The 23,279-nt window shown below is 63.8% G+C and carries 23 protein-coding genes; 4 read left to right on the top strand and 19 right to left on the bottom strand.

Annotated elements, in window-relative coordinates; genetic code table 11:
• Positions 1-33: 33 nt before the first annotated feature.
• From ACLI1C_RS03915 to ACLI1C_RS03880, 8 genes are all read right to left on the bottom strand, one after another.
• Positions 34-1,050, bottom strand: a complete 1,017-nt coding sequence (locus ACLI1C_RS03915; protein WP_411395547.1) for a type II secretion system F family protein — start codon at positions 1,048-1,050, stop codon at positions 34-36.
• Positions 1,051-1,065: 15 nt separating this feature from the next.
• Complete coding sequence (locus ACLI1C_RS03910; RefSeq protein WP_411395545.1) at positions 1,066-2,040, bottom strand: type II secretion system F family protein; 975 nt, start codon at positions 2,038-2,040, stop codon at positions 1,066-1,068.
• Positions 2,041-3,528: a CpaF family protein gene (locus ACLI1C_RS03905; protein WP_411395544.1), complete on the bottom strand. Its 1,488-nt coding sequence runs from the start codon at positions 3,526-3,528 to the stop codon at positions 2,041-2,043. It lies immediately after the preceding gene.
• A 48-nt stretch (positions 3,529-3,576) separates the two neighbouring features.
• Positions 3,577-4,848 carry a CpaE family protein gene (locus ACLI1C_RS03900; RefSeq protein WP_411395543.1) on the bottom strand — a complete coding sequence of 424 codons (1,272 nt, stop codon included), beginning with the start codon at positions 4,846-4,848 and terminating at the stop codon, positions 3,577-3,579.
• Between the two features lie 27 nt (positions 4,849-4,875).
• Positions 4,876-6,288, bottom strand: a complete 1,413-nt coding sequence (locus ACLI1C_RS03895; protein WP_411395541.1) for a type II and III secretion system protein family protein — start codon at positions 6,286-6,288, stop codon at positions 4,876-4,878.
• Positions 6,289-6,301: 13 nt separating this feature from the next.
• Positions 6,302-7,234 (bottom strand): Flp pilus assembly protein CpaB, encoded by a 933-nt coding sequence (gene cpaB, locus ACLI1C_RS03890; protein WP_411395540.1) that lies wholly within the window; start codon positions 7,232-7,234, stop codon positions 6,302-6,304.
• Positions 7,235-7,440: 206 nt separating this feature from the next.
• Positions 7,441-7,941 carry a prepilin peptidase gene (locus tag ACLI1C_RS03885; protein ID WP_411395539.1) on the bottom strand — a complete coding sequence of 167 codons (501 nt, stop codon included), beginning with the start codon at positions 7,939-7,941 and terminating at the stop codon, positions 7,441-7,443.
• A 119-nt stretch (positions 7,942-8,060) separates the two neighbouring features.
• Positions 8,061-8,237: a Flp family type IVb pilin gene (locus tag ACLI1C_RS03880; RefSeq protein ID WP_411395538.1), complete on the bottom strand. Its 177-nt coding sequence runs from the start codon at positions 8,235-8,237 to the stop codon at positions 8,061-8,063.
• Positions 8,238-8,597: 360 nt separating this feature from the next.
• Between ACLI1C_RS03880 and ACLI1C_RS03875 the strand changes: the two genes are divergently transcribed.
• From ACLI1C_RS03875 to ACLI1C_RS03860, 4 genes are all read left to right on the top strand, one after another.
• The gene (locus ACLI1C_RS03875; protein ID WP_411395537.1) at positions 8,598-9,083 is read left to right on the top strand and encodes a pilus assembly protein N-terminal domain-containing protein; all 486 of its coding nucleotides are present in this window, start codon (positions 8,598-8,600) and stop codon (positions 9,081-9,083) included.
• A 111-nt stretch (positions 9,084-9,194) separates the two neighbouring features.
• On the top strand, positions 9,195-9,767 hold the full coding sequence (locus ACLI1C_RS03870; RefSeq protein ID WP_411395536.1) for a TadE/TadG family type IV pilus assembly protein: 573 nt from the start codon (positions 9,195-9,197) through the stop codon (positions 9,765-9,767).
• Positions 9,764-10,339 (top strand): TadE/TadG family type IV pilus assembly protein, encoded by a 576-nt coding sequence (locus tag ACLI1C_RS03865; RefSeq protein ID WP_411395535.1) that lies wholly within the window; start codon positions 9,764-9,766, stop codon positions 10,337-10,339. The genes ACLI1C_RS03870 and ACLI1C_RS03865 overlap by 4 nt, the downstream gene beginning before the upstream one ends.
• Before the next feature lie 94 nt (positions 10,340-10,433).
• Positions 10,434-11,054 carry an HAD family hydrolase gene (locus tag ACLI1C_RS03860; protein WP_411395534.1) on the top strand — a complete coding sequence of 207 codons (621 nt, stop codon included), beginning with the start codon at positions 10,434-10,436 and terminating at the stop codon, positions 11,052-11,054.
• A gap of 52 nt (positions 11,055-11,106) precedes the next feature.
• Here the strand turns inward: ACLI1C_RS03860 and ACLI1C_RS03855 are convergent, their stop codons facing one another.
• The 11 genes from ACLI1C_RS03855 to ACLI1C_RS03805 all read right to left on the bottom strand — a co-directional run bounded on the left by ACLI1C_RS03855 (position 11,107) and on the right by ACLI1C_RS03805 (position 23,269).
• On the bottom strand, positions 11,107-11,502 hold the full coding sequence (locus ACLI1C_RS03855; RefSeq protein ID WP_411395533.1) for a VOC family protein: 396 nt from the start codon (positions 11,500-11,502) through the stop codon (positions 11,107-11,109).
• A 12-nt stretch (positions 11,503-11,514) separates the two neighbouring features.
• Positions 11,515-12,156 carry a uracil phosphoribosyltransferase gene (gene upp / locus ACLI1C_RS03850; RefSeq protein ID WP_411395532.1) on the bottom strand — a complete coding sequence of 214 codons (642 nt, stop codon included), beginning with the start codon at positions 12,154-12,156 and terminating at the stop codon, positions 11,515-11,517.
• A 17-nt stretch (positions 12,157-12,173) separates the two neighbouring features.
• Positions 12,174-13,391 (bottom strand): phosphopentomutase, encoded by a 1,218-nt coding sequence (locus tag ACLI1C_RS03845; RefSeq protein ID WP_411395531.1) that lies wholly within the window; start codon positions 13,389-13,391, stop codon positions 12,174-12,176.
• Positions 13,392-13,401: 10 nt separating this feature from the next.
• Positions 13,402-14,724, bottom strand: a complete 1,323-nt coding sequence (gene deoA / locus ACLI1C_RS03840) for a thymidine phosphorylase (RefSeq protein WP_411395530.1) — start codon at positions 14,722-14,724, stop codon at positions 13,402-13,404.
• Between the two features lie 148 nt (positions 14,725-14,872).
• Positions 14,873-17,239 (bottom strand): aldehyde dehydrogenase family protein, encoded by a 2,367-nt coding sequence (locus ACLI1C_RS03835; RefSeq protein ID WP_411395529.1) that lies wholly within the window; start codon positions 17,237-17,239, stop codon positions 14,873-14,875.
• A 174-nt stretch (positions 17,240-17,413) separates the two neighbouring features.
• Complete coding sequence (gene deoC, locus ACLI1C_RS03830) at positions 17,414-18,403, bottom strand: deoxyribose-phosphate aldolase (protein ID WP_411395528.1); 990 nt, start codon at positions 18,401-18,403, stop codon at positions 17,414-17,416.
• Positions 18,400-19,194, bottom strand: a complete 795-nt coding sequence (locus tag ACLI1C_RS03825; protein ID WP_411395527.1) for a purine-nucleoside phosphorylase — start codon at positions 19,192-19,194, stop codon at positions 18,400-18,402. Before ACLI1C_RS03825 ends, deoC begins: the two co-directional genes overlap by 4 nt.
• The gene (locus ACLI1C_RS03820; protein WP_411395526.1) at positions 19,191-19,601 is read right to left on the bottom strand and encodes a cytidine deaminase; all 411 of its coding nucleotides are present in this window, start codon (positions 19,599-19,601) and stop codon (positions 19,191-19,193) included. The genes ACLI1C_RS03825 and ACLI1C_RS03820 overlap by 4 nt, the downstream gene beginning before the upstream one ends.
• 24 nt (positions 19,602-19,625) lie before the next feature.
• A complete protein-coding gene (locus tag ACLI1C_RS03815; RefSeq protein WP_411395525.1) occupies positions 19,626-20,591 on the bottom strand; it encodes an ABC transporter permease in 966 nt (321 codons plus the stop codon).
• 3 nt (positions 20,592-20,594) lie between these two features.
• Entirely contained in the window at positions 20,595-21,725 is a 1,131-nt protein-coding gene (locus ACLI1C_RS03810) for an ABC transporter permease (protein WP_411395524.1), read from the bottom strand.
• Positions 21,722-23,269 (bottom strand): ABC transporter ATP-binding protein, encoded by a 1,548-nt coding sequence (locus ACLI1C_RS03805; RefSeq protein WP_411398210.1) that lies wholly within the window; start codon positions 23,267-23,269, stop codon positions 21,722-21,724. Before ACLI1C_RS03805 ends, ACLI1C_RS03810 begins: the two co-directional genes overlap by 4 nt.
• Between the last annotated feature and the right edge of the window lie 10 nt (positions 23,270-23,279).

Genomic DNA, 23,279 nt, shown 5'->3' with positions numbered 1-23,279 from the left:
ATTTTGCGTTTCTGCAGGTGCCTTTGGGCGTGATCAGCCGGCGCCGCCATTGGCCATGACGCTGCCGACCGGGCCGCTGAAGACCTTGATCATGGCGGGGGACAGGATGACGATGAACAGCACGGGCAGGAAGAACAGGATCAGCGGCACGGTGAGCTTGGGCGGCAGGGACGCGGCTTTCTTCTCGGCCTCCATCATGCGCTGCTCGCGGCCTTCCTCGGCCATGACGCGCAGCGCCTGGCCGACAGAGGTGCCGTAGCGGTCGGCCTGGATCAGGGCCGTCATTACCGACTTGACGCCATCGAGACCGGTGCGGCGGCCCAGATTGTCATAGGCGCGGCCGCGATCTTCGAGGAAGGCGAGTTCGGCCGTGGTCAGGGTCAGTTCCTCGGCCAGTTCGGGGCTCTGCTGGCCGATTTCCCGCGCGACGCGCTTGAAGGCATGCTCCATCGACATGCCGGATTCCACGCAGAGCAGCATCAGGTCGAGGCAATCGGGCCAGGCGCGCCGGATCGAGGCCTGCCGCTTGGTGGTGGTGTTCTTGAGCAACACATTGGGCAGGTAAGCCCCAACCAGCGCGGCACCGATGGCATAGGTGAGGTTGAGATAAAGCGGGCGGCCACCGGGGGCCAGCACCAGCACATAGAAGGTCACCAGCAGGAAGATGGCGATCGGCGCGGCCATGCGCATGAAGAGGAATGTGGTCAGGTGCCCCTGCCCGCGAAAGCCGGCCATGGCGAGCTTGTCGACGGTGGCATCATCCTGGAACGCCTTCTTGAGATCGAAGCGGTCCACCACGGTCTTCATATAGGTCTTGGTTTCGCTGGCGCGCCTGATGCCGCGGCTCTCGGAGCCGCCATTGCCGCGCAAGCGTGCCATTTCCTCGGCGCGCATCTTCTCGCGTTCCAGCGCAACGCGCTTGATGCGATCGCGCATCTCGGACTTGACGATGAAGCTGGAGCCGAAGGTGAAAACGACGGCGGCGGCCGAGACGGCGGCCAGCACGGAGATGAGGAATTCCCGCTGGGTCAGAAGCGCGACGAAGTCCATGCTGGCTCCTCCCGGTCAGTAGTTGAACTGGATCATGCGGTTCATCACGAAGATGCCCGCCACCAGCATGATGATCCCCACGCCCAGCCAGATCTGCCCGATAGGGGTGAAGAAGAGCGGGCCCAGATAGGCCGGGGACACCAGGCTCACCAGCGTGCCCACCACGAAGGGGAGCGAGCCGATGATGCCGGCGGAGGCCTTGGCCTCGGCCGACATGGCCTTGATCTTCTGCTTCATCTTCTTGCGGTTGCGCAGCACCTTGGCGAGGTTGCTCAGGGCTTCGCTGAGATTGCCGCCGGCCTGCTGCTGCACGGTGATGACGACGACGAAGAAATTGACCTCGGGCAGCGGCACGCGATCGAGCAGCACGCCCACCGCCTCGGTCATCGACATGCCGAAGGCCTGCTGGTCGAGCACGCGGCCGAATTCGGACTTCACCGGCTCCTTGGCATCCTTGGCCACGACGCGGATGGAATCGTTGAGCGGCAGACCGGTCTTGACGCCACGCACGATGGCTTCGACGGCGTTGGGCAACTCGTCGAGAAAGCGGTCCTGATATTTCTTGCGCTTGCGGCTGACATACATGCGCGGCAGCAGGTATCCCGCCGCCACGGCAAAGACCGGCGCGAGATAGATCGGCACCTGGACCAGCACGAGGATGACGAACACCACGATGCCGAAAATGATGCTGTTGCGGATGAAGACGGCCGGCTTGATGGTCATGCCGGCCTGAAACAGCAGCTGCGGCAGGGAGACGCGCTTCTTGGCGTTGAGCGCATCGGTCTGCGACTTGAGCGCCTGCTGCACGCTCTTGCGACGCTCCTCGCGGCTGCGGGCAGCATCGACCTCGAGCCGGTTGACGCGGATGTCGCCCTGCAGCGCCTTGCGGCGCTTGTCGGCCCGACCGCTACCCATGGCCGAAGGCACGAGGGCAAAGCCCGCGGCACCGACGGTGATCATGGCCAGGATGACGAGAAGGATCGTGGTCATTTACGAATCCAGCAGCTGGTGCTGCTCGGTATTGGACTTTTCGAGCGCTTCGACGAGGTTGGCTTCTTCGTTGAAATAACGGGCGCGCTCGGCAAATTGCGGCTTGGTGATGCCGGTGGAGCGGTGCTTGCCCATCAGCATGCCGTTGGCGTCTTCGCCCATGATGTCATAGACGAAGATGTCCTGGGTCACGATGACATCGCCTTCCATGCCGAGGATCTCGGTAATGTGGGTGATGCGGCGCGAGCCGTCGCGCAGGCGGGCGGCCTGCACCACGACGTCGATCGACGAGGTGATCATTTCGCGGATGGTGCGGCTGGGCAGCGAATAGCCGCCCATGGTGATCATGGATTCAAGACGCGACAGCGCCTCGCGCGGGCTGTTGGCGTGGAGCGTGCCCATGGATCCGTCGTGGCCCGTATTCATGGCCTGGAGCAGGTCGAAGCTTTCCGGGCCGCGGACTTCGCCGACGATGATGCGTTCGGGGCGCATGCGCAGGCAGTTCTTGATGAGATCGCGCATGGTGATCTCGCCCTCGCCCTCGAGGTTGGGCGGGCGGGTTTCGAGACGGACCACATGCGGCTGCTGCAGCTGCAATTCGGCCGAGTCCTCGCAGGTGATGACGCGCTCGTCCTTCTCGATGAAGGCGGTCAGGCAGTTGAGCAGCGTCGTCTTGCCCGAACCGGTACCGCCCGAGATCAGCACATTGGCGCGGACACGGCCCAGGATGCGCAGCACTTCGGCGCCTTCGGGCGAAATGGAATTGTATTTGACCAGCTGCTGGAGGGTCAGCTTGTCCTTCTTGAACTTGCGGATGGTGAGCGCGGCGCCATCGATGGCCAGCGGCGGGGCGATGACATTGACGCGGGAGCCGTCGGGCAGGCGGGCGTCGCAGATGGGCGAGCTTTCATCGACGCGGCGGCCGACCTGGCTGACGATGCGCTGGCAGACATTCATGAGGTGGGCATCGTCGCGGAAGCGCACATTGGTGAGGCGCACCTTGCCGGCGACTTCGATGTAGCATTTCTGCGACCCGTTCACCATGATGTCGGCAATGTCGTCGCGGGCCAGCAGCGGCTCGAGCGGACCATAGCCCAGCACGTCGTTGCAGATGTCCTCGAGCAGGTCTTCCTGCTCGGAGATGGACATGATGATCGACTTGAGCGCGATGATTTCGGCGACGATGTCGCGGATTTCCTCGCGCGCTGCGTCCTGATCCATGGTCGCGAGCTGGCTGAGGTCGATGGAATCGATCAGCGCGTTGAAAATGGCCGATTTGGTGTGAAAGTATTCCTTGTCACGCGCCGCGTCGGCAGGGGCGCGGACATCGACCACGTCCTCATTGCGGATACGGGAGGCCATGCCGTCGCTGTCGCTGGCGCGGCGGGCCTGCGCGGGCGGCTCGGCGCGCGCAACGCTGGGAACCGGACGCGCGACTTCGCCGACGCCCGGAGTGTTGCCGCCAAAAGATACGCGCTTGCCAAACATTGTCGTCCTACCGTTCTAGAGGGCGCGACGTTCCAACCGGAACGGCCCTCAGGCCCGCTTCTTGAGGAACGAGGGCAGTTTCATCAGGCCCGATGACCTGCCCCCGGCATGTGTCGCCTGGCGCCCGGTCACATGCAGGCTGACCGCGCGATAGACATCGTTGATCTTGTGGTTGGCAGCGACCTCGGCGATCATCTGCCCGTTGTTGGCGGCGGTGCCGAAGAGGGCCGCATCGAAGGGCACCTGGCCGAGCAGCTGGCATTCGACCGAGCTGGCAAATTCGGCGGCGTCGATTTCGGGCCGGCGCGGCATGCCCACCTTGTTGAGGACGAGGCACGGCGCCGTTTCGGTGGGCCGCAGCGCACGGATCGTATCGGCCAGGTTCTTGGCATTGCGCAGATTGGCGAGATCAGGCTCGGCCACGATCACCACTTCGTCCACGGTCGCCAGCGTGTGCCGGATCCAGGCATTCCAGCCATGGGGAATGTCCAGCACGACCATGGGCATGGTGTTCTGGCAGAGCTCGAGTATCTGCTCGAACTCGCGCTCTTCGAAGTCATACGTGCGGTCGAGCGTGACGGGCGCGGTCAGCAGGTTGATATGGGTTGCCGCCTTGCTCATCAGGCGGTCGAGCATGGTCTGGTCGACCTTCTGGTTGGCCGAGAGAGCGTCGGCCAGGCCATGGGGCGGATCCTGATTGAAATTGAGGCCCACCGTGCCGAAGGCGAGGTCCATGTCGAGGATCAGGCTATCCTGGCGCAGCATGGTGGCGATGGCCCAGGCGACATTATGCGCGACAGTCGATCCGCCGGCGCCACCCTTGGCCGAGACAAAGCCGATGGTGCGCCCGATGGGGGCCGAATTTTCCGAGGCGAAGAGATCAGTGATGGCGCTGACGATCTGCTGGGCGGTGGCCGGCAGGACCACATATTCGGAAATGCCGGAACGGATCAGCTCGCGATAGAGCAGCACATCGTTGACATGGCCGAGCACGACAACGCGGGTCGAGGCATCGCAGACTTCGGCGAGGCGCTCGAGCGCCGCGGGGATTTCCTCGGGCGCCAGCGTGGTCTCGACGATGATGAGATTGGGCGTGGGATTGGACTTGTAGGTCTCCACGGCGCCATCGATGCCGCCATTGTGGGTGGTGAGGGCCACCTTGGACATGCGGCGATCGTGAATGGCGCTTTCCACCAGCTGGGCGGTCTGGGAATGCTCGCAGAAGGCCTGGATGGTGATGCGCGGAATCAGGCGCGCGCCGGCGGCGATCTCGGCTGCCGGCTCTTCGGCCTTGCTGGGTTCCGATGACAGGAAACTCATGACACAAACTCTCCTTGACGCCCGACCTCAGTCGAGGACGAAGCCAACCGAACCACTGAAGCTGCCGCGCATCTCGCCGGTCTGGCCGACGCCATACATGTTCTCCAGCCGGCCGAGGAATATGCCCTCGGCATCGCTGGCCACGGTGGTGCGATCGGTCGGCACCGGGATGGAATTGGCCGGGCTGGGGCCAACCAGATAGGGGGTGACGAGGATCACCAGCTCGGTCTGGTCGGTGCGATAGTCGCGCGAGCGGAACAGTGCGCCCAGGATTGGGATATCCCCAAGCCAGGGGAACTGGTCGATCTGCGTGCTGGTGCGCTCCTCAAGCAGGCCACCGATGGACAGCGTCGTGCCACTGGGCAGTTCGACAGAGGTGCTGGCCTCGCGCTTGGTGATCGACATATCGGCCTGCGGTTCGGAGACCGAGGTTTCGACCTTCAGCCCAATGCTGCCATTGGACTTGACCACCGGCGTGAAGGCCAGCTCCACGCCATAGGGCTTGAACTCGATCTTGCGGACCAGGCCGCCGGTATCGTCTTCGTCGAAGGTGACATAGGGCATTTCGCCGCCTGCCAGGAACGTCGCGGCTTCGCCCGAAATGGCGGTCAGCGTGGGCTGGGCAAGCACGCGCAGTGCACCATTCTGTTCCAGCGCCCGGATGGCGGCGTTGACATTGGCGGCATTGTTGCTGAAGCCGGCATTGGCCCCATGGGGGATTTCGCCATCCTTCATGATGTTGGTGAAGTTCAACAGGTTGGTCGTGCCCACATTGAAGGCGGCGGCCAGATTGATGCCGAACTGCTTGGCGATCGAGCGCTTCACTTCCGACACGGTGACCTGCAGCATGACTTGCTGGGCGCCCGAGACGTCGAGAATGTTGGCCACATTATCCGCGCCACCCGCAAACTGCACGGCAACCTGGGTGGCGCGCTCGCGATCTTCACCCGAAAGCACATTGCCCGTCAGCACGACGCGGTTGACCTCGCCCAGCGTTACTGACTCTACCCGGATATTGGAGCCTGGAATGATGCGCGCCAGCGCGATCTGCAGGGCGTTGCCAACCTGGGAAGGCTCCTCGATGACCTTGACATCAAGCACGGCAATGGTGCGGCCACTATCGTCGAGGAAGAAGATGTTGGTGTCGCCGCCGGTAATGCCCTGGATGATGGCCCGGGTGCGAGTGCGCATGATGGCTGCGGCGACACCTGGCTGGCTTACAATCACCTCTGCGGCGCCCGCCGGCAGATCGATGAGCGCAGTCTTGTTGATTTCGACCTCGAACTTGCGCGTGGCGCCGTAGGCTGCCGGGGAGATCGAGATATGCGTTTCCTGGGCCGTTGCCGTGCCGATGGCGGGCACGGCGAAGAGGCCGAGGAGGAGCAGCGGGGCAGCCAGGACGGCGGCGCGGCGGCGGAGCGTGGGAAGGAACTGGTTCATGATCATCTCCGCCCTAACGGGGCACCGCCTGGGGATCGATTGCGACAGGAGGCTGTGTCTGCTCGCTCGGCGCCTGCGGCTCGGGAAGCACTGCGGGGACCACCGCGCCCATCTGCGGCGCTGCGAGGCTGACCGTGTTGCCGGTCATGACGGACTGTTCCTTGCCGAAGCGGATGAGCCGCACGGTCTGGTTTGAACTGGGGGTATCGGCAACGGTGCCGCGCTTGAAATCGACCACCGAGCGCAGGGTGAGGCTCAGCTGCCCCATGGTGGAGGCATTGATGAGGGTTTCGGCCTGGCCCGGGTCGAGCTCGAGCGTGGCAATGGTGGAGCTGTCGAACACGGTGGGCGTGGGCGCGGGGCTATTGGGGTCTTCCTGTCCGCCCGTCGTGCCCATCTCACCCAGCCGGTGGCCGATGGCGAGGACACGCACATTGGAGAGGATGGCCTCGGACTGCTGGCCCGCTTCCGTCTGGGTGGTCAGCAGGACATCGACATGATCATTGGGGACGATGAAGCCGCCGGCGCTCGAGCTGGGTGTGACACCCACCGAAACGCCGCGCATGCCCTCGGCCAGCACGGCCGAGAGATAGCCCTGATCGGTGCGGACAAGCTTGGCCTCGCGGATCGGCTCGCCGGGGAAGAACTCGAAGCGGGCAATGGAATCGGTCAATTGCGTGGGCGCGTCGGGCATAGCTGAGATGGTGACATATTCGGGGCGCACGGCGCCCTGCGGCCAATCCTGCCATTCCAGCACGACCGGGCTCAGCCGCTCACCCATGCCGATGGGCGCCTTGGCCACCAGGATCTGGGTCTTTTCCTCCTGCACGACCTCAGTGGTCACCACCTGCTGCGGCGCAGGGCTGCCGCCGCGCGTCACCAGAAAGGCCGCCAGTCCGCCGGCGACAAGCGCCACAAGCAACAGGATGATACGCGCCGGCTTCATGACTCACTCCGGTTGTACGCGGGCGCAACGGGCCCAATTCCAACAGGGTGAACTGTGACCGCAAAGGGTCAAAGTTTGGTTAACCGGAGCTTTTCGAATGCGGTTAACAATATGTGAACTTTGGACTTTTGCCCGAGCAGAGAACAAACGTGCTCAAGCCGACGCCAGGGTCGGGCGGAACTTGCGCGTTTCTTGGCCATGACTGATCAGGCGGTGAGGCGCTCGAATATGGTCGAGTTGGTGTAGGTGAGCAGGCCCGCCAGGGCCAGGGCGATGCCATAGGGCACGCCGGATTTGCGGTCATGCAGCCGCTCGAGCCAGCGGAAGCGGGCAAGGAATGGAGTGAGCGGCACGTTGCGCAAGGCAAGGATGAGCAGGGTGAGCACGCCACCCAGCAGGGCCGCATAGACGAGGTAGGGCAGAGTCAGCCCGAAGCCGAGCCAGAGCGTGGTCGCGGCAGCCAGTTTGGCGTCGCCGCCGCCGATCCAGCGCAGGGCGAAGAGCACGAAGCCGACGGCCAGCACGACAAGGGCGCAGGTCACATGCATGGCAAATTGCTGCAGCGGCAGGTTGATGGAAATGGCCACGACACAGAAGCCGACGACCAGCAGCAGGACCAGCTTGTTGGAAATGCGCATGGTCAGCAGGTCGGAGGATGCCGCAAATGCCATGCCGAGCGGAAACAGAAGCATTGCAAGTGTGGACATGATGGATCTCCCGCCGGCGCAACCGGTGCGCTGAGATTGCCCAGCGGCGGTTAAGAAAGCTCAAATAAAAAGGGGGGAGTGCGAGCACTCCCCCCTTCGATCTGCACGTCGAAATTCTATCAGGTCGGAACGGTCACGTTCAGGCGGCCAGCGATGCCGTTGAACAGCGCACCGAGGTTGGTACCGAGAGCAGATGCGGCAAGGATGATGCCGACGGAGATCAGAGCGGCGATGAGGCCGTATTCAATTGCGGTCGCGCCAGACTCGTCCTGCGCGAAACGTGCGAAGATGTTCATTCCCAGGCTCCATTTTTCTACGTCACCAAGTGACGCCATCGTTCGACACGTCACACATCGAACAGTGACCGAGGCTAGAGGGGAGTCCTTGAGATTGCGTTAATCGAAAGACCTCATCCGGCGTAACGCAGATCCGATTTCCTTATGTTAATCAGAGGGTTAACGAGATACATGGCATTTTATCCAAGTCATCCCGAACCCGATATACTGCAAGGCAGGCAGTCATTGCTACCGACGTCGTGAGATGCGGGCATCACGTCCGCAAGATACTGCTATATATTCGGGGCATACTTGCAGAATAGCGCTGTGACCGCATGCACAGCGTTTGCCAATTATAAACCATTCGCGCGGAAAATGGCGGTGTCGAGTATCAGTACCGCCGGAACCGCCATGCGCCCCATGTTTGCCGCCGTCTTCGCATTCAGCCTGTCGCTGGCATCAAGCCTCGCCCCCGCCCCGGTCGTGGCGCAGGACGGCGCGCCGATCAATGTCAATGTCAACATGGCCCGCATCCTGCGCATCAATGCATCGGCTGCGACCGTGATTGTCGGCAATCCCGGCATTGCGGACGTCACCATCCAGGATCCGCAGACGCTGATCCTGACCGGCAAGAGCTTTGGCCAGACCAACCTCATCGTGCTCGACAGCGCCGGTAACCCGATCGCCGATACGCTGATCGAAGTGGTGCAGATGCAGGCCGGCGTAGTGACGGTCTATCAGGGGCAGGCGCGCACCAGCCTTGCCTGCGCCCCGGTCTGCCAGTCCGTCATCATGATGGGCGACGATCCCGCCTTCTCGTCGCAGGCGGTGGCCTCGTCCCAGCTGGTACAGCAGCTCGCCAACTGACGTTGACCATCGGTTAACCCTAGCCGCAAGCGCCCGGCGCAGCGGCCCGGATACTAACCATCGGTTAGCCACGCGGGTCTAGGTTCGCTTCGTTGCAACCAGGCGTGGATAATGGCGACCAATCTTGTCTCGCTGATCGGACGAGCCTTGCTGCCCAAGCGGCGGCGCGGCTTCGCGCGCGACGAGCGCGGTGTCACCGCCGTTGAATTCGGTCTGCTGGCCGTTCCCTTCTTCTCCATTGTCGGCGCCATCCTCGAGACCTCGATCGTCTTCCTGTCGGGCCAGATCCTCGAAAGCGCCGTGCATGATGTGAGCCGGCTGATCCGCACCGGCCAGGCCCAGGCCGCCAATGTCACCGAGGCCAGCTTCAAGGCAACCATCTGCGGCCGGCTGTACGGGCTCTTCGCGGACTGCGAGGAAGAGCTGTTCGTCGAGGTGCAGGTGCTCAACAACTTCAATGCGACCAGCATCACGCCGCCCGTCGACTGGACTGCCGACGAGGAAGAGAATTGGACGCGCACGCCAGTTTATGCGCCAGGCCAGGGGTCGAACATTGTCCTGGTGCAGGTCTACTACAAATGGCCTGTGGTTCTGGGCCTGGGCGACGTCTCCATGGCGAACCTGCCCGGGAATAAAAGGCTGCTCGGCGCAGCCGCGGTTTTCCGCAACGAGCCCTTTTCATGAGAATGGCCTGGCACGGTCTGGTACAGCGCCTGCGGCTGTTGCGGGTGGGCGAAGCAGGGACGGCGGCCGTCGAGTTCGCCCTGATCCTGCCGATCATGCTGCTGGTCTATATCGGCTCTGTGGAGGCCAGCGCGGTGATTTCGATGGATCGCCGCGTGCAATCGGTGGCGGGTACGCTGGGTGACCTCGTTGCCCGGGCCGACACCAATATCTCCGCGGCCACGCTGACCGACTATTTCCGCGCCGCCGGCGGGATCATGACACCCTACCCGGCCGATGGGCTGGGCCAGGTGGTGACACAGCTGGACGTGGATGACGACGGCACCGCGACCGTCGTCTGGTCCCGGCAATATGTGGACGGGACCTATGGCGTGGGGACCGACTACCTGCCGGGGGATACCTATGAGTTGGCAGAGGCCATGCAGACCATAGCGGCAGGGAACTTCCTCATCGTGGCGGAGGCGACGAACACGTACCTGCCGATGTATGGCTTTGCCTTCGACCAGCCGATCCGCCTCTATCGCGAGAACTTCTTCATGCCCCGCTTCGGCGGCAGCATCTCCGTGAACTAGGCCTTTCCCGGCTTACGGCAGCAGCCTCTCCCGCTTGCGCGGCTCACGGACGCATGCCACAAGCCAGCAACCTTTCACTCTCCGGCGGTAGACGATGAACGATACGCTTGTCCCTGTGTTCGACCTTGGCGGCGTGTTCGTCGACTGGAACCCGATGTACCTGTTCCGCAAGCTCTTCGAGAGCGAGGAGGACGCACAGTGGTTCCAGGACGAAATCTGCACGCTGGCCTGGAATCTCGAATTCGACGCTGGCGAGATCTATTCCGAGGGTGTCGCCAAGCTGATCACCCGCTTCCCCAAATACTGGCGCGAAATCCAGGCCTATGACCTGCGCTGGAAGGAAACGCTGGGCGGCTTCATCGAGGGCACGATCGACATTCACAACGAGCTGATCGAGCAGGACATCCCGACCTTTGCCATCACCAACTTCTCCTGGGAGAAGTGGGTGAGCTGCCTGCCTGAATGGCCCTTCCTCGAAAAGTTCGATGGGGTGATCGTTTCAGGGCTCGAGGGGCTGGTGAAGCCGGATCCGCGACTCTATCGGGTGTTCTGCGAACGCTATGGCATTGCCGCCGAGAACTGCGTCTTCATCGATGACAGCGAGCAGAATATCGTGGCGGCCCGCAAGTTCGGCATGCATGGCATCCACTTCCAGGATCCGGTGATGCTGCGCAAGGAACTGATCGCACTGGGGCTTCCGCTCAAGGCGAAGTAAGCCCCGGCCCAATACGATCGTCACCCTCCGGCTTGACCCGGGGGTCTGCCGCCTAGCGGAAGCGCCCGCCCTTCTGGATGACTTCGATCTTGTAGCCGTCCGGGTCGGTGGCGAAGAAGAAGCGGGCGACCAGCACCTCGCCGTTCCTGAAGTCGACCAGCTGGCCCGCGGTAAAGCCTTCGGCGGTCAACCGGGCATGCTCGGCATCGACGTCGTCGACCACGACGGCGAGGTGGCCATAGCCGTTGCCCAGCTCATATGGCTCGGCGCGTCCCTTGTTGATGGTCAGCTCCAACTCAAAGCCGACCTCGTCGCCGGCCAGGTAGACGAGGGTAAAAGTCTCGAAGTCGAGGCGATCAACGACCGAAAGGCCAAAGGCCTTCTGATAGAAGCCGACGGAACGGGCTTCGTCGACGACGCGGATCATTGTGTGAACAAGTTTCGCCATTCGCGTGGGCCTTTACCTGGTGCCGTACATGCGGTCGCCCGCATCGCCGAGGCCGGGGACGATGTAGCCCTTCTCGTTGAGGTGGCTGTCGATCGAGGCGGTGAAGACCGGCACGTCGGGATGGGCGGCGGTAAAGTTGGCGATGCCTTCGGGCGCCGCCAGCAGGCAGAGGAAGCGGATATTGTTGGCGCCGCGCTCCTTGAGCTTCTCGATCGCCGCCGTGGCCGAGTTACCGGTGGCCAGCATCGGGTCGACCACGATGATCAGGCGATCCTCGAGGTTGGACGGCGCCTTGAAGTAGTATTCAACCGGCTCCAGCGTTTCGTGATCGCGATAGATGCCGATATGGGCGACGCGCGCGGCGGGGACCAGGTCGAGCATGCCGTCGAGCAGGCCATTGCCGGCGCGCAGGATGGACGCAAAGACCAGCTTCTTGCCTTTGATGGCGGGGCTGTCCATCTGCGACATCGGTGTCTCGATCGGGATCATTTCCAGCTCGAGATCGCGGGTCACCTCGTAGCACATCAGATGCGCAATCTCGCGCAGCAGGCGGCGGAAACCGGCGATGGAGGTCTCCCTGTTGCGCATGATGGTCAGCTTGTGCTGGATCAGCGGGTGATCGATGACCGTGACATTGCCGACCTTGGTGCTCATGGGAACCGCCTGACGCGTTAGAGAAAACTCTTGCCGTGGCGGCCGGGCGCGAGGCCGAGCCAGTGGGCAATACTCTCACCTATATCAGCGAAGGTGGGGCGAATGCCAATCTCGCCTTGTGACAGGCTTGGGGAAAAGACCAGGATCGGCACCTGTTCGCGCGTGTGATCGCTGCCCGGCCAGGTTGGATCATTGCCATGGTCGGCCGTCAGCACCAGAAGATCGTCGTGCCGCAGCTTGGCGATGAGTTCGGGCAGCCGGGAATCAAAATATTCGAGCGCAGCGGCATAGCCGGGCACGTCACGGCGGTGGCCATATTCGCTGTCGAAATCGACGAAGTTGGTCATGACGAAGGCGTTGTCGGCGGCCATTTCCATGGCATCCAGCGTCTTGTCGAAGAGCTGGGCGAGGCCGGTGCCCTTGATCTTGTGGGTCACGCCGTGACCGGCATAGATGTCGGAAATCTTGCCGATGGCATAGACTTGGTTGCCGGCCTGCTTGTTGCGATCGAGCAGGGTCGGCTCGGGCGGCGAGATGGCAAAGTCGCGCCGATTGCCGGTGCGCTTGAAGCTGGCGACATCCTCGCCCACGAAGGGGCGGGCGATGACGCGGCCGATCATCAGCGGCGAGGTCAGTTCGAAGGCGATCTGGCAGATCTCGTAGAGGCGCTCGAGCCCGAAATGGCTCTCATGCGCGGCAATCTGGAAGACGCTATCGATCGAGGTGTAGCAGATTGGCTTGCCGGTGCGGATGCTCTCCTCGCCCAGTTCGGCGATGATGGTGGTGCCCGAGGCATGCTTGTCGCCCAGGATGCCGGGGAGCTTGGCGCGCTTGATGAATTCGGCAATCAGGTCGGGCGGAAAGGTCGGCTCGGTCTGGGGGAAATAGCCCCATTCGAAGGGCACCGGTACGCCGGCGATTTCCCAATGGCCGGATGGGGTATCCTTGCCCTTGCTGACTTCGCGGCCGACGCCAAAGCGCCCGCCCTTTGCCGTGGCCGAGAGACCGGGCGGCAGGGTGCCGGTCGAGAGCTGGATGGCGGCGCCGATGCCCAGGGCATCGAGATTGGGGACGTTGAGCAAGCCCGAACGCAAGCCATCGCGGTCTGCCTTGCCGGCCGCTGCGTGCTCGGCGATATGGCCGAAGGTATTGGAGCCGACATCGCCATAGGCGTCAGCGTCCGGCGCGCCGCCAATGCCGACGCTGTCGAGAATGCAGAGTATGGCACGGGGCATGGGATGGTCCTCAGGCGGTCGGGTCAATGGTATCGGCGATAAGCGGAAAGGCCGGACCGGCGTCACCAAGGCGATAGGCCGCCTTGAGGCGGGCTTCCGCGTCGGCTGCCGAGGCCTCGTCGCGGGCATGGATGCGGGCTATCGGGGTCTGGCCATCGACCTGGGCACCGATGCCGCGCAGGTGATCAAAGCCGACGGTGTGATCGATGGTGTCGGTAGGCGTGGCCCGACCGCCGCCAAGCGCCACCACCGCCATGCCGACGCCGCGCGTATCGATCGCGGCGACGGTGCCTTGGCCGATGGCAAAGACGTCGCGGACGATCGGGGCGGGCGCCAGATAGGCGTCGACGCGCTCGACAAAATCTCCAGGCCCGCCCAGGGCGTGCACCATGGTGGAAAACCGTTCGGTGGCGCGGCCGCTATCGAGCGCGGCGACGGCGAGCATGCGGCCGGCGTCACGCGTCGTGGCCTTGCCCGTCATGAACACCAGTTCGGCACAAAGCGACAGCGTCACCTCGCGCACGCGCCAGTCCTGATGGGCGCCGGTGAGGAAATCGACGGCGTTGCGGACTTCCAGGCCATTGCCGGCGGCACTGGCCAGCGGCTCGTTCATGTCGGTGATCAGCGCCGCGGTCTTGAGGCCGGCGCCATTGGCCACTTCGACGAGGCTTTTCGCCAGATCGCGCGACTTTTCCAGCGTCGGCATGAAGGCGCCCGAGCCGGTCTTGACGTCGAGGATCAGCGCGCCGAGCCCGGCGGCCAGCTTCTTGGAGAGGATCGAGGCGGTGATCAGCGAAATGGATTCCACCGTGCCGGTCACGTCGCGGATGGCGTAGAGCGTCTTGTCGGCGGGCGCGAGATCGGCGGTCTGGCCGATGATGGCGCAGCCGGCCTGGCGAACGACCTGGCGGAACAGCGCATTGTCGGGGCTGGTCTGGTAGCCGGGTATGGCATCGAACTTGTCCAGCGTGCCGCCGGTATGGCCAAGGCCGCGGCCGGAAATCATCGGCACATAGATGCCGATGGCGGCCAGGATCGGCGCCAGCATCAGGCTGACATTGTCGCCGACGCCGCCGGTGGAATGCTTGTCCGCCACGGGGCCATCGAGATCGGACCAATCGAGCACGGTGCCGCTATCGCGCATGGCCACGGTCAGCGCCACGCGCTCGGGCATGGTCATGTCCTGGAAATAGACCGCCATGGCGAAGGCGGCTGCCTGGGCATGGGAGACGGTGCCCTTGGCAAAGCCGGCGATGAACTGGGCGATGTCGTCCGCGGCCAGCGTTTCGCCATTGCGCTTCTTGAGGATGACTTCTTGGGGGAGGAAGACCATTGATTGGCTCTCTTGTTTGGGGATACCCCCACCTAACCTCCCCCTGTCATGGGGAGGGACAGATTGAGTTTGGGGCACGATCGCACCTCACCCACCGCGCGGATTCCTCCCCCTTTTCAGGGGGAGGTTAGGTGGGGGTTCGCCGAGCTTACGCCCCGTAGGGAATCCACACATTCTTGACCTGGGTGGCCTTGCCGAGGAAATAGTCCCCTTCGAAGCGCCGGTCGGACAGGTCGTAGTTGAGCCCCCGGCTGGTCCAGGTCTGCTTGAGATTGGTGATGGAGGCTTTCTCCACCATGGTCGAGGCATCGGCGCTGCCGGCGAACCACAGGGCATCGACGCCGTCGTGTTCGGCCAGCGTTTTGGCCAGCGAGACACTGTCGCCGGTGACGATGTTGATGACGCCCGATGGCACGTCCGAAGTTTCGATCACCTGGTAGAGGTCGGTAACCGAGAGCGGGGACGTGCCGGAGGGCACGAGAACGACCGTATTACCCATGGCCAGTGCCGGGGCAATCAGCGCGACTGAACCCAGCAGCGGCAGGGCGGCGGGGGCAACCACGCCCATGACGCCGAGCGGTTCGACCATAGCGGCGGCTACGGCGCGCAGGGGCGGATTGTGCACCGCGCCATCATATTTGTCGGCCCAGCCGGCAAAGGCGAAGAGACGCTCCACGGCGAGCGCAACCTCCCCTGCCCCGTCATCACCGGTCTGCGCCTTGATGCGGGCAGCGAATTCGGCGCGGCGATAGTCGAGGTTTTCGGCGAGGAAGTAGAGAATCTGGGCGCGGGTATGCGCGGCCGTGGTGGACCAGGCCAGGGCCCCGCGCGCCGCTTCCACGGCGTTGCGGATATCCTTGCGATTGCCGTCGCCAACCTCGCCGACCAGCTTGCCGGCGGGGTCACGCACGGGGCGGGAATAGCCGCTGTCGGGGCGGGCCTGCTTGCCGCCGATATACATCTTGGCGGTCTGATCGAGATGGGTGGCGTCGAGCGGATTGTCATCCTTGGCGGGTGCGGCCTTGGCGACGGGCGCTGCCTTGAGCGTCTTCTCCCAGCCCGGCTTGAGATAGGCGCCCATGCCCTCCCGGCCGCCTTCACGGCCGAAGCCACTTTCCTTGTAGCCGCCGAAACCGACTGCAGCGTCGAAATTGTTGGTGCCGTTGATCCAGACCACGCCGGCCTTGAGCTTGGGGGCGATGTCGAGGGCGAGATTGATATTCTCGCTCCAGACGGTGGCAGCCAGGCCGTATTTGGTATTGTTGGCCAGGGCCACGGCTTCTTCCGGCGTGCGGAAGCTCATGGCGACCAGGACGGGCCCGAAGATCTCCTCGGCCACCAGGGTATTGGCGGGCGAGACATTGGTGACCAGGGTGGGTTTGAGGAAGCAGCCGCCGCCCGGCAGATCGCCGTCGGGTTCATAAATGATGGCGCCTTCCTTGGTGCCGCGCTTCATCAGGTCGCGAATGCGTTCCACCTGCACCTGGGCAACCAGCGCGCCGATATCGATGGACTTGTCGAGCGGATCGCCGACGCGAAGCGTGGACATGCGCTTCTTGAGCTTGGTGATGAAGCGGGTCTCGATGCTCTCCTGCACGAGCAGCCGCGAGCCGGCGCAGCAGACCTGGCCCTGGTTGAACCAGATGGCATCGACCAGGCCCTCGATGGCGCTGTCGATGTCGGCGTCTTCGAAGACGATGTAGGGGCTCTTGCCACCCAGCTCGAGGCTTAGCCCCTTGCCGGTGCCGGCGGTGGCAGCGCGGATGATCTTGCCGACTTCGGTCGAGCCGGTGAAGGCGATCTTGTCGATATCGGGATGGTTGACGATGGCAGCGCCGGTATCCCCCTCGCCGGTGACGATATTGACCACGCCCTTGGGCAGGCCGGCACGATCGCAGATCTCGGCGAAGAGCAGCGCGGTCAGCGAGGTGAATTCGGCGGGCTTCAGGACCACGGTGTTGCCGGCGGCCAAAGCGGGCGCGATCTTCCAGGCCAGCATCAGCAGCGGGAAGTTCCAAGGGATGATCTGGCCGCAGACGCCGTAAGGGACGGCATCGGGGAATTCGCGGGAGAGGTGCTGGGCCCAGCCGGCGTGATGGTAGAAATGGCGGGCGACGAGCGGGATATCGACATCTCGGCTTTCGCGGATCGGCTTGCCGTTATCGAGGGTTTCGAGCACGGCGAAGAGCCGGCTGTGCTTCTGGATGGCGCGGGCGATAGCATAGAGATACTTGCCGCGCTCATAGCCGGAGAGTGTGCTCCAGGGCTTGAAGGCGGCCCGGGCGGCCGCCACTGCCGCATTCACATCCTCGGCCGTGCCGTCGGTGACCTGGGCCAGACTTTCGCCATTGGCCGGGTTCCTGGAGGCGAAGGTCTTGCCGGGCTTGGTCCATTCGCCATCGATGAAATGGCCGAACTTGCGGCCATGGCTGTCGAGCCAGGCCATGGCCTGTTCGGGGCCCTCGGGGGCCGGGCCGTAATCGAGGGTCTGGAAGATTTGCGCGATCTTGTTCATGTCATTCTCCTCGGTGCGGCGTTACGCACCCCCCTCATCCCCCCTTCGGGCACCTTCTCCCACGAGGGGAGAAGGCAACGGAGCCGAGAGTCTTCAGTCGGAACCCCTTCTCCCCTCGTGGGAGAAGGTGGCGCGTAGCGCCGGATGAGGGGGCCAGAAGCCCACCTCCGAAACTCACACCATCGGCTGGCGATAGTCCGCCGCGTAGTGCCCGGTCAGGCCGTGTTCCAGCTGCCGTTCGATATCGGTCAGCAGGGAGCTCGCCCCGAAGCGGAACAGGTGGGGCTGCAGCCAGTGGGTGCCCAGCTCTTCCTTCATCAGCGCCATATAGTTGAGCGCGTCCTTGGTGTGGGCGATGCCGCCGGCAGGCTTGTAGCCGATCTCGATGCCGGTCTCTTCGGCGAACCAGCGGATCATGCGGATCATGGTCAGCGAGGTGACGAGGTTGGCATTGACCTTTTCCTTGCCGGTCGAGGTCTTGATGAAGTCGGCGCCGGCCATCATGCAGACCAGGCTCGCCTTGGCGATGTTGGACTGGGTGGCCAGCTCGCCCGTGCCCAGGATGGTCTTGATATGGGCGTCGCCGCAGGCCTTGCGGAAGGCCTTGATCTGGTCGTAGAGCGCCTGCCAGTCGCCGCGCAGCACCATGCCGCGCTCGATGACGATGTCGATTTCCTTGGCCCCGTCGGCCACCGACATCTCGATTTCCCGCAGCTTGGTCTCGATGGGCGCGAGGCCATGCGGGAAGGCGGTGGAGACGGCAGCGACCGGAATGCCGGTGCCTTCGAGCGCGTTGACCGCGGTCTTGACGAAGCTGTGGTAGACGCAGACCGCGCCGGGCAGGATGCGGAGGTTGCCGACTTCGAGCTTGTCGAGAATATCCTGGCGCAGCGGGTGCCGCGCCTTGGCGCAGAGGCGTTCGACGCGCCCCTCGGTATCGTCGGAATTGAGCGTGGTCAGGTCGATCAGCGTGATGGCCTTGAGCAGCCAGGCGAGCTGATAGTCCTTCTTGACGGTGCGGCGGGCACCGATCGAGCCGGCGCGGCGCTCCAGCGCCGAGCGGTTCATGCGCACGCGTTCGACCCAGTCGAGATCGAGCGGGAAACCGGGATTGCGCCTATGGGGCGTGTGGGTCTCTTTGTTGTCTACGACACGTAGGTTCATAGCTCCTCCACCAGCGCGGGAATGAGCCTTTTCAGCTTCTCCGCGCCCTGTACGGCCATGGTTTTGGTATGCTCATGGCTGATGTTTTCGGTCGAAAGGCCCGCGCCCATATTGGTGATGGACGAGCAGGCCCAGACCTTCATCCCCAGGAAACGCCCCAGGATGACTTCCGGTGCCGTCGACATGCCGACGGCATTGGCACCCAGACGGATTGCCATCTGGATTTCGGCAATGGTTTCGAAGCTGGGCCCCGAATACCAGAGATAGATGCCCTCCCCGAGCCGGATATCCATGCGCTCGGCCAGGCCCTGCGCCTTGGCGCGCAGGTCCGGGGCATAGCAGTTGACCATGTTGACAAAGCGCCGGTCGGTGGGCTCGCCGATCAGCGGGTTCATGCCGGCATAGTTGATGTGATCGGAAATCAGCATCAGATCGCCGGGGCGGAAACGCTCGTCAAGCGAGCCGGCCGAATTGGTCAGCAGCAGGGTCGAGGCGCCGAGTTCGGCCATGGCTTCGAGGGCCGCGCGCATGGCGGCGGCATTGCCGTGTTCGTAATAGTGCTCGCGGCCAGTGAGGATGGCGATGCGCTTGCCGCCCATGCTGCCGATCAGCAGGTCCCGGCCATGGCCGGAGACGCCGCCGCCGGGAAAACCCTTCAGCTCGGAATAGGGAATGGTGACCTTGTCAGCCAGCAGCTCCCCGATGGCCGAAAGTCCCGAGCCGAGCACAAGGGCAGCGGCGATGGGCTCCTTGCCGGCAATCTTCTGGATGGTTTTGGCTGCCTTGCTCATTTGGGCAGATACTCCGGGCCGAAGCTATGCGGCAGCAATTGATCGAGCGTGCAGATGAGGGGCTCGCCATCGACGCCGTGGGAAATGACTTCCACCGTGAGATCGGCGAATTCGCGGATGCGCTGGCGGCAGCCGCCGCAGGGCGTGACCGGGGCCGCGCCGGGGCCGGTTACATAGATGCGGGTAATGCGCTTGGCCCCACCGGCAATCATGGCGGCGATGGCAGAGGCCTCGGCGCAATTGCCCTGGGGATAGGCGGCATTCTCGATATTGCAGCCCGAATAGATCTTGCCGTCATCGGCCAGGATCGCGGCTCCCACCGAGAAGCGGGAATAAGGCGCATAGGCCTTGGCGCGAATGGCTTCGGCGGCCTTGAACAAGGCCTGGTCGGTCGGTGTCTTGGTCATACGGTCCTTGCGCCAGCGTCGCCGCTAGCGCTCCTTGGTATAGGGCACGCCGCCGGCCTTGGGGCCCACGGCCTTGCCGATGAAACCGGCGAGCAGAACGACGGTCAGCACATAGGGCAGCGCCTGGATGGCCTGGACCGGGATCTGCACGCCGAGAATGTCGGTATTCTGCAGCCGGATTTGCAGCGCATCGAGGAAGCCGAACAGCAGGCAGGTCAGCATGGCCGGCACCGGCTTCCACTTGGCAAAGATCAGTGCGGCCAGCGCAATGAAGCCCTTGCCGGCTGTCATGTTGTTGCCGAAGCCCGAGCCCTGCGCGATGGAGAAGAAGGCGCCTGCCAGCCCGCAGAGCAGGCCGGTGATCAGCACAGCCTGGTAGCGCAGCCGGGTGACCGAGATGCCCGCCGTGTCCACAGCCTTGGGGTTTTCACCCACCGCGCGAAGCCGCAGGCCGAAGCGGGTGCGGTACAGCACGAACCAGGTCACCGGCACGGCGAGGAAGGCCACATAGACCAGCAGATTATGCCCGGAGATGAGGTCGGCATAGATGGGGCCGATGATCGGAACGCCCGACAGTTCGTTGGCGAAGGGCAGCGTCAGGTTCTGGAAACGGCCGCCGGGAGCCAGCTGTGGGGTGCGGCCGCCCTGGGCAAACCACTGGATGCCCAGGAAGGTGGTCAGGCCCGCGGCCAGCATGTTGATGGCGACACCGGCGATGAGCTGGTTGCCCTTGAGGGTAATGGCAGCGGCACCCTGCACCGCGGCGGTGGTGATGGAGACCGCGACACCGGCCAGCAGGCCAAGCCAGACATTGCCCGTTACGGCTGCAACAGCGGCGGCGCCAAAGGCAGCGGCCAGCATCTTGCCCTCGAGGCCGATATCGAACACGCCGGCCCGCTCGGAATAGAGGCCGGCGAGGCAGGCCAGCAGCAGGGGTGTCGAAAGCCGGAGGGTAGCGTCAAGGGTCGATAGAATGAGCGCGAGATCCATGGCTCAGCTCTCCGACTTGGCGACGTTGCGCGCTTCCGCCTCGGCCTTCTGGGCCGGGGAGAACAGCATGAAGGCGCGCTGCAGACCGGGACGGAACATGCCCTCCATGGCGCCGGTGAAGAGGATGACCAGGGCCTGGATGACGACGACCATTTCCTTGGAGAGACCAGGGATCACATATTGCAGCTCGTTGCCGCCCTGATAGAGCGCGCCGAACAGCAATGCGGCAAACAGGATGCCGATGGGATGGTTACGACCCATGAGGGCCACGGCGATGCCCACAAAGCCGGCATCGGCGACATAATCGAGCACCAGCCGGTACTGAACGCCCACGATCTGGTTGACGGCCACCATGCCGGCCAGGGCGCCCGACAGGGTCATCACGATCATGATGGTGCGCGAATTCGAAATGCCGGCATAGGTGGTGGCGGTCGGATTGTGGCCCAGCGCACGCATGGTGTAGCCGAAGCGGGTGTGCCAGACGAGCACATAGACACCCACCAGGCACAGCAGCGCCAGCAGCAGGGTGAAGTTCACGTCGGTATTGCGGAACCACGGGATGAAGGTGCCCAGCTTGGGCATGCGGCCCGCCGGGTCGATCATGGCCGATTCAGGCGCCAAAACGCCCGCGGGCTTGAGCACGTTGACCACCATGTAGACCATGATCGCCGCGGCGATGAAGTTGAACATGATGGTGGTGATGACGACGTGGCTGCCCCGCTTGGCCTGCAGCCAGCCGGGGATGAAGGCCCAGAAGCCGCCCACGGCGGCGCCGGCCAGGATGGCGATCGGGAAGGTGACCCACCAGGGCAGGAACTGCAGCGGCAGCGCCACGAGGATCACGCCGAGGCCGGCAATATAGGCCTGGCCATTGCCGCCGATATTGAACAGCCCGGCATGGGCGGCCACGGCCACGGCAAGTCCGGTGAAGATGAAGTTGGTCGAGTAGTAGAGCGTATAGCCGATATTGTAGCCGCTGCCGAAGGCACCGCCGACAATGGCTTCGAGCGCGGCCAGCGGATTCTGGCCGATGGCCAGCACGACCAGGCCGGAGATCACGAAGGCCAGGACCAGGTTGATGATCGGCAGGAGCAGGATGTCCGCCCAGCGCGGCAGGGGTCGCAAAGCGCTCATTTGGTCTTTCCTTCGGCCACTGCCGGCGCCGCGGCCGTCTTGTCGCTGATGCCGGCCATCATCAGGCCGAGCTCGCCCTCGGTGGCGGTGGCCGGATCGGCCTCGCCGACGATGTGGCCGTCGAACATCACGAGGATGCGGTCGGCCAGCGAGCGGATTTCATCGAGTTCCACCGAGACGAGCAGGATGGCCTTGCCCGCGTCGCGCATCTTGATGATCTGGTTATGGATGAATTCGATGGCGCCGATATCGACGCCACGGGTCGGCTGCCCGACGATCAGCACGTCGGGATTGCTCGACATTTCACGGGCCAGCACGATCTTCTGCTGGTTGCCACCGGAGAAGTTGGCGGTCTTGAGCCGCTCATTGGCCGGACGGATGTCGAACTGCTCGATGCGTTGACGCGCGATGGCGCGCGCCGCGTCGATGTCGAGGATCCAGCCCTTGCCGTAGGCGTCGTCGCCCTGGTAGCCGAGAATGGCGTTTTCCCACTCCTCGAAGGCGGTGACCAGGCCCATGCGCTGGCGGTCTTCGGGGACATGGGCCAGTCCGGCCTCGCGCGCCCGATGGGCGCCGTCATCGCCTTCCAGCGACAGCGGGTGGCCCTTGAGACGGACGGTGCCGCTCGACTGGTCGCGCATGCCCGAAACCGATTCCAGCAATTCGCTCTGCCCATTGCCGGCGACGCCGGCAATGCCGACGATCTCACCGCTGCGGACGGTGAAGCTCACATCCTTGACGCGGGTAATGCCCAGGTCGTCCTTGACGACGAGGTTCTCGACCGACAGGAACACTTCGCCCGGCGTGGCCGGGCCCTTCTCGACGCGCAGCAGCACGCGGCGGCCGACCATGAGTTCGGCGATCTCGCCCGGATTGGTGTCGGCGGTCTTGAGGGTGGCGACCATTTCGCCCTGGCGCATGACCGACACATAGTCGGTAATGGCCATGATCTCGCGCAGCTTGTGGGTGATCAGGATGATGGTCTTGCCCTGGTCGCGCAGCTCGTTGAGCACGCGGAACAGGTCGTCGGCCTCGGATGGGGTCAACACCCCGGTGGGCTCATCGAGGATCAACACCTCGGCGCCGCGATAGAGGGCTTTGAGAATTTCGACGCGCTGCTGGGTGCCGACGGACACATCCTCGATGATGGCATCGGGATCGACGTCGAGCCGGTATTCCTTGGCGAGGCGCACCAGTTCCTTGCGCGCACGGGTGAGGCTCGGGCCCAGCAGGGCATTGTCCTCGACGCCCAGGACGACGTTTTCGAGGATGGAGAAATTGTCGACCAGCATGAAATGCTGATGCACCATGCCGATGCCGAGTGCCAGGGCGTGGCGGGAATCGGTGATGGCATGGGGGGTGCCGTCGACGCGGATTTCGCCCGAGTCGGCGGTGTAGAAGCCATAAAGGATCGACATCAGCGTCGACTTGCCGGCGCCGTTTTCGCCGACAATGCCATGCACGCTGCCGCGGCGAATGGCGAGGTCGATATCCTTGTTGGCGTGGACCGGGCCAAAGCTCTTGTTGATCTTGATGAGCTCGATGGCGAATTCG

Source organism: Devosia sp. XGJD_8 (assembly GCF_046614475.1).
Lineage (GTDB): Bacteria > Pseudomonadota > Alphaproteobacteria > Rhizobiales > Devosiaceae > Devosia.
Note: the sequence above shows the minus strand (reverse complement) of the source record. Positions and strands in the feature narration are given on the sequence as shown.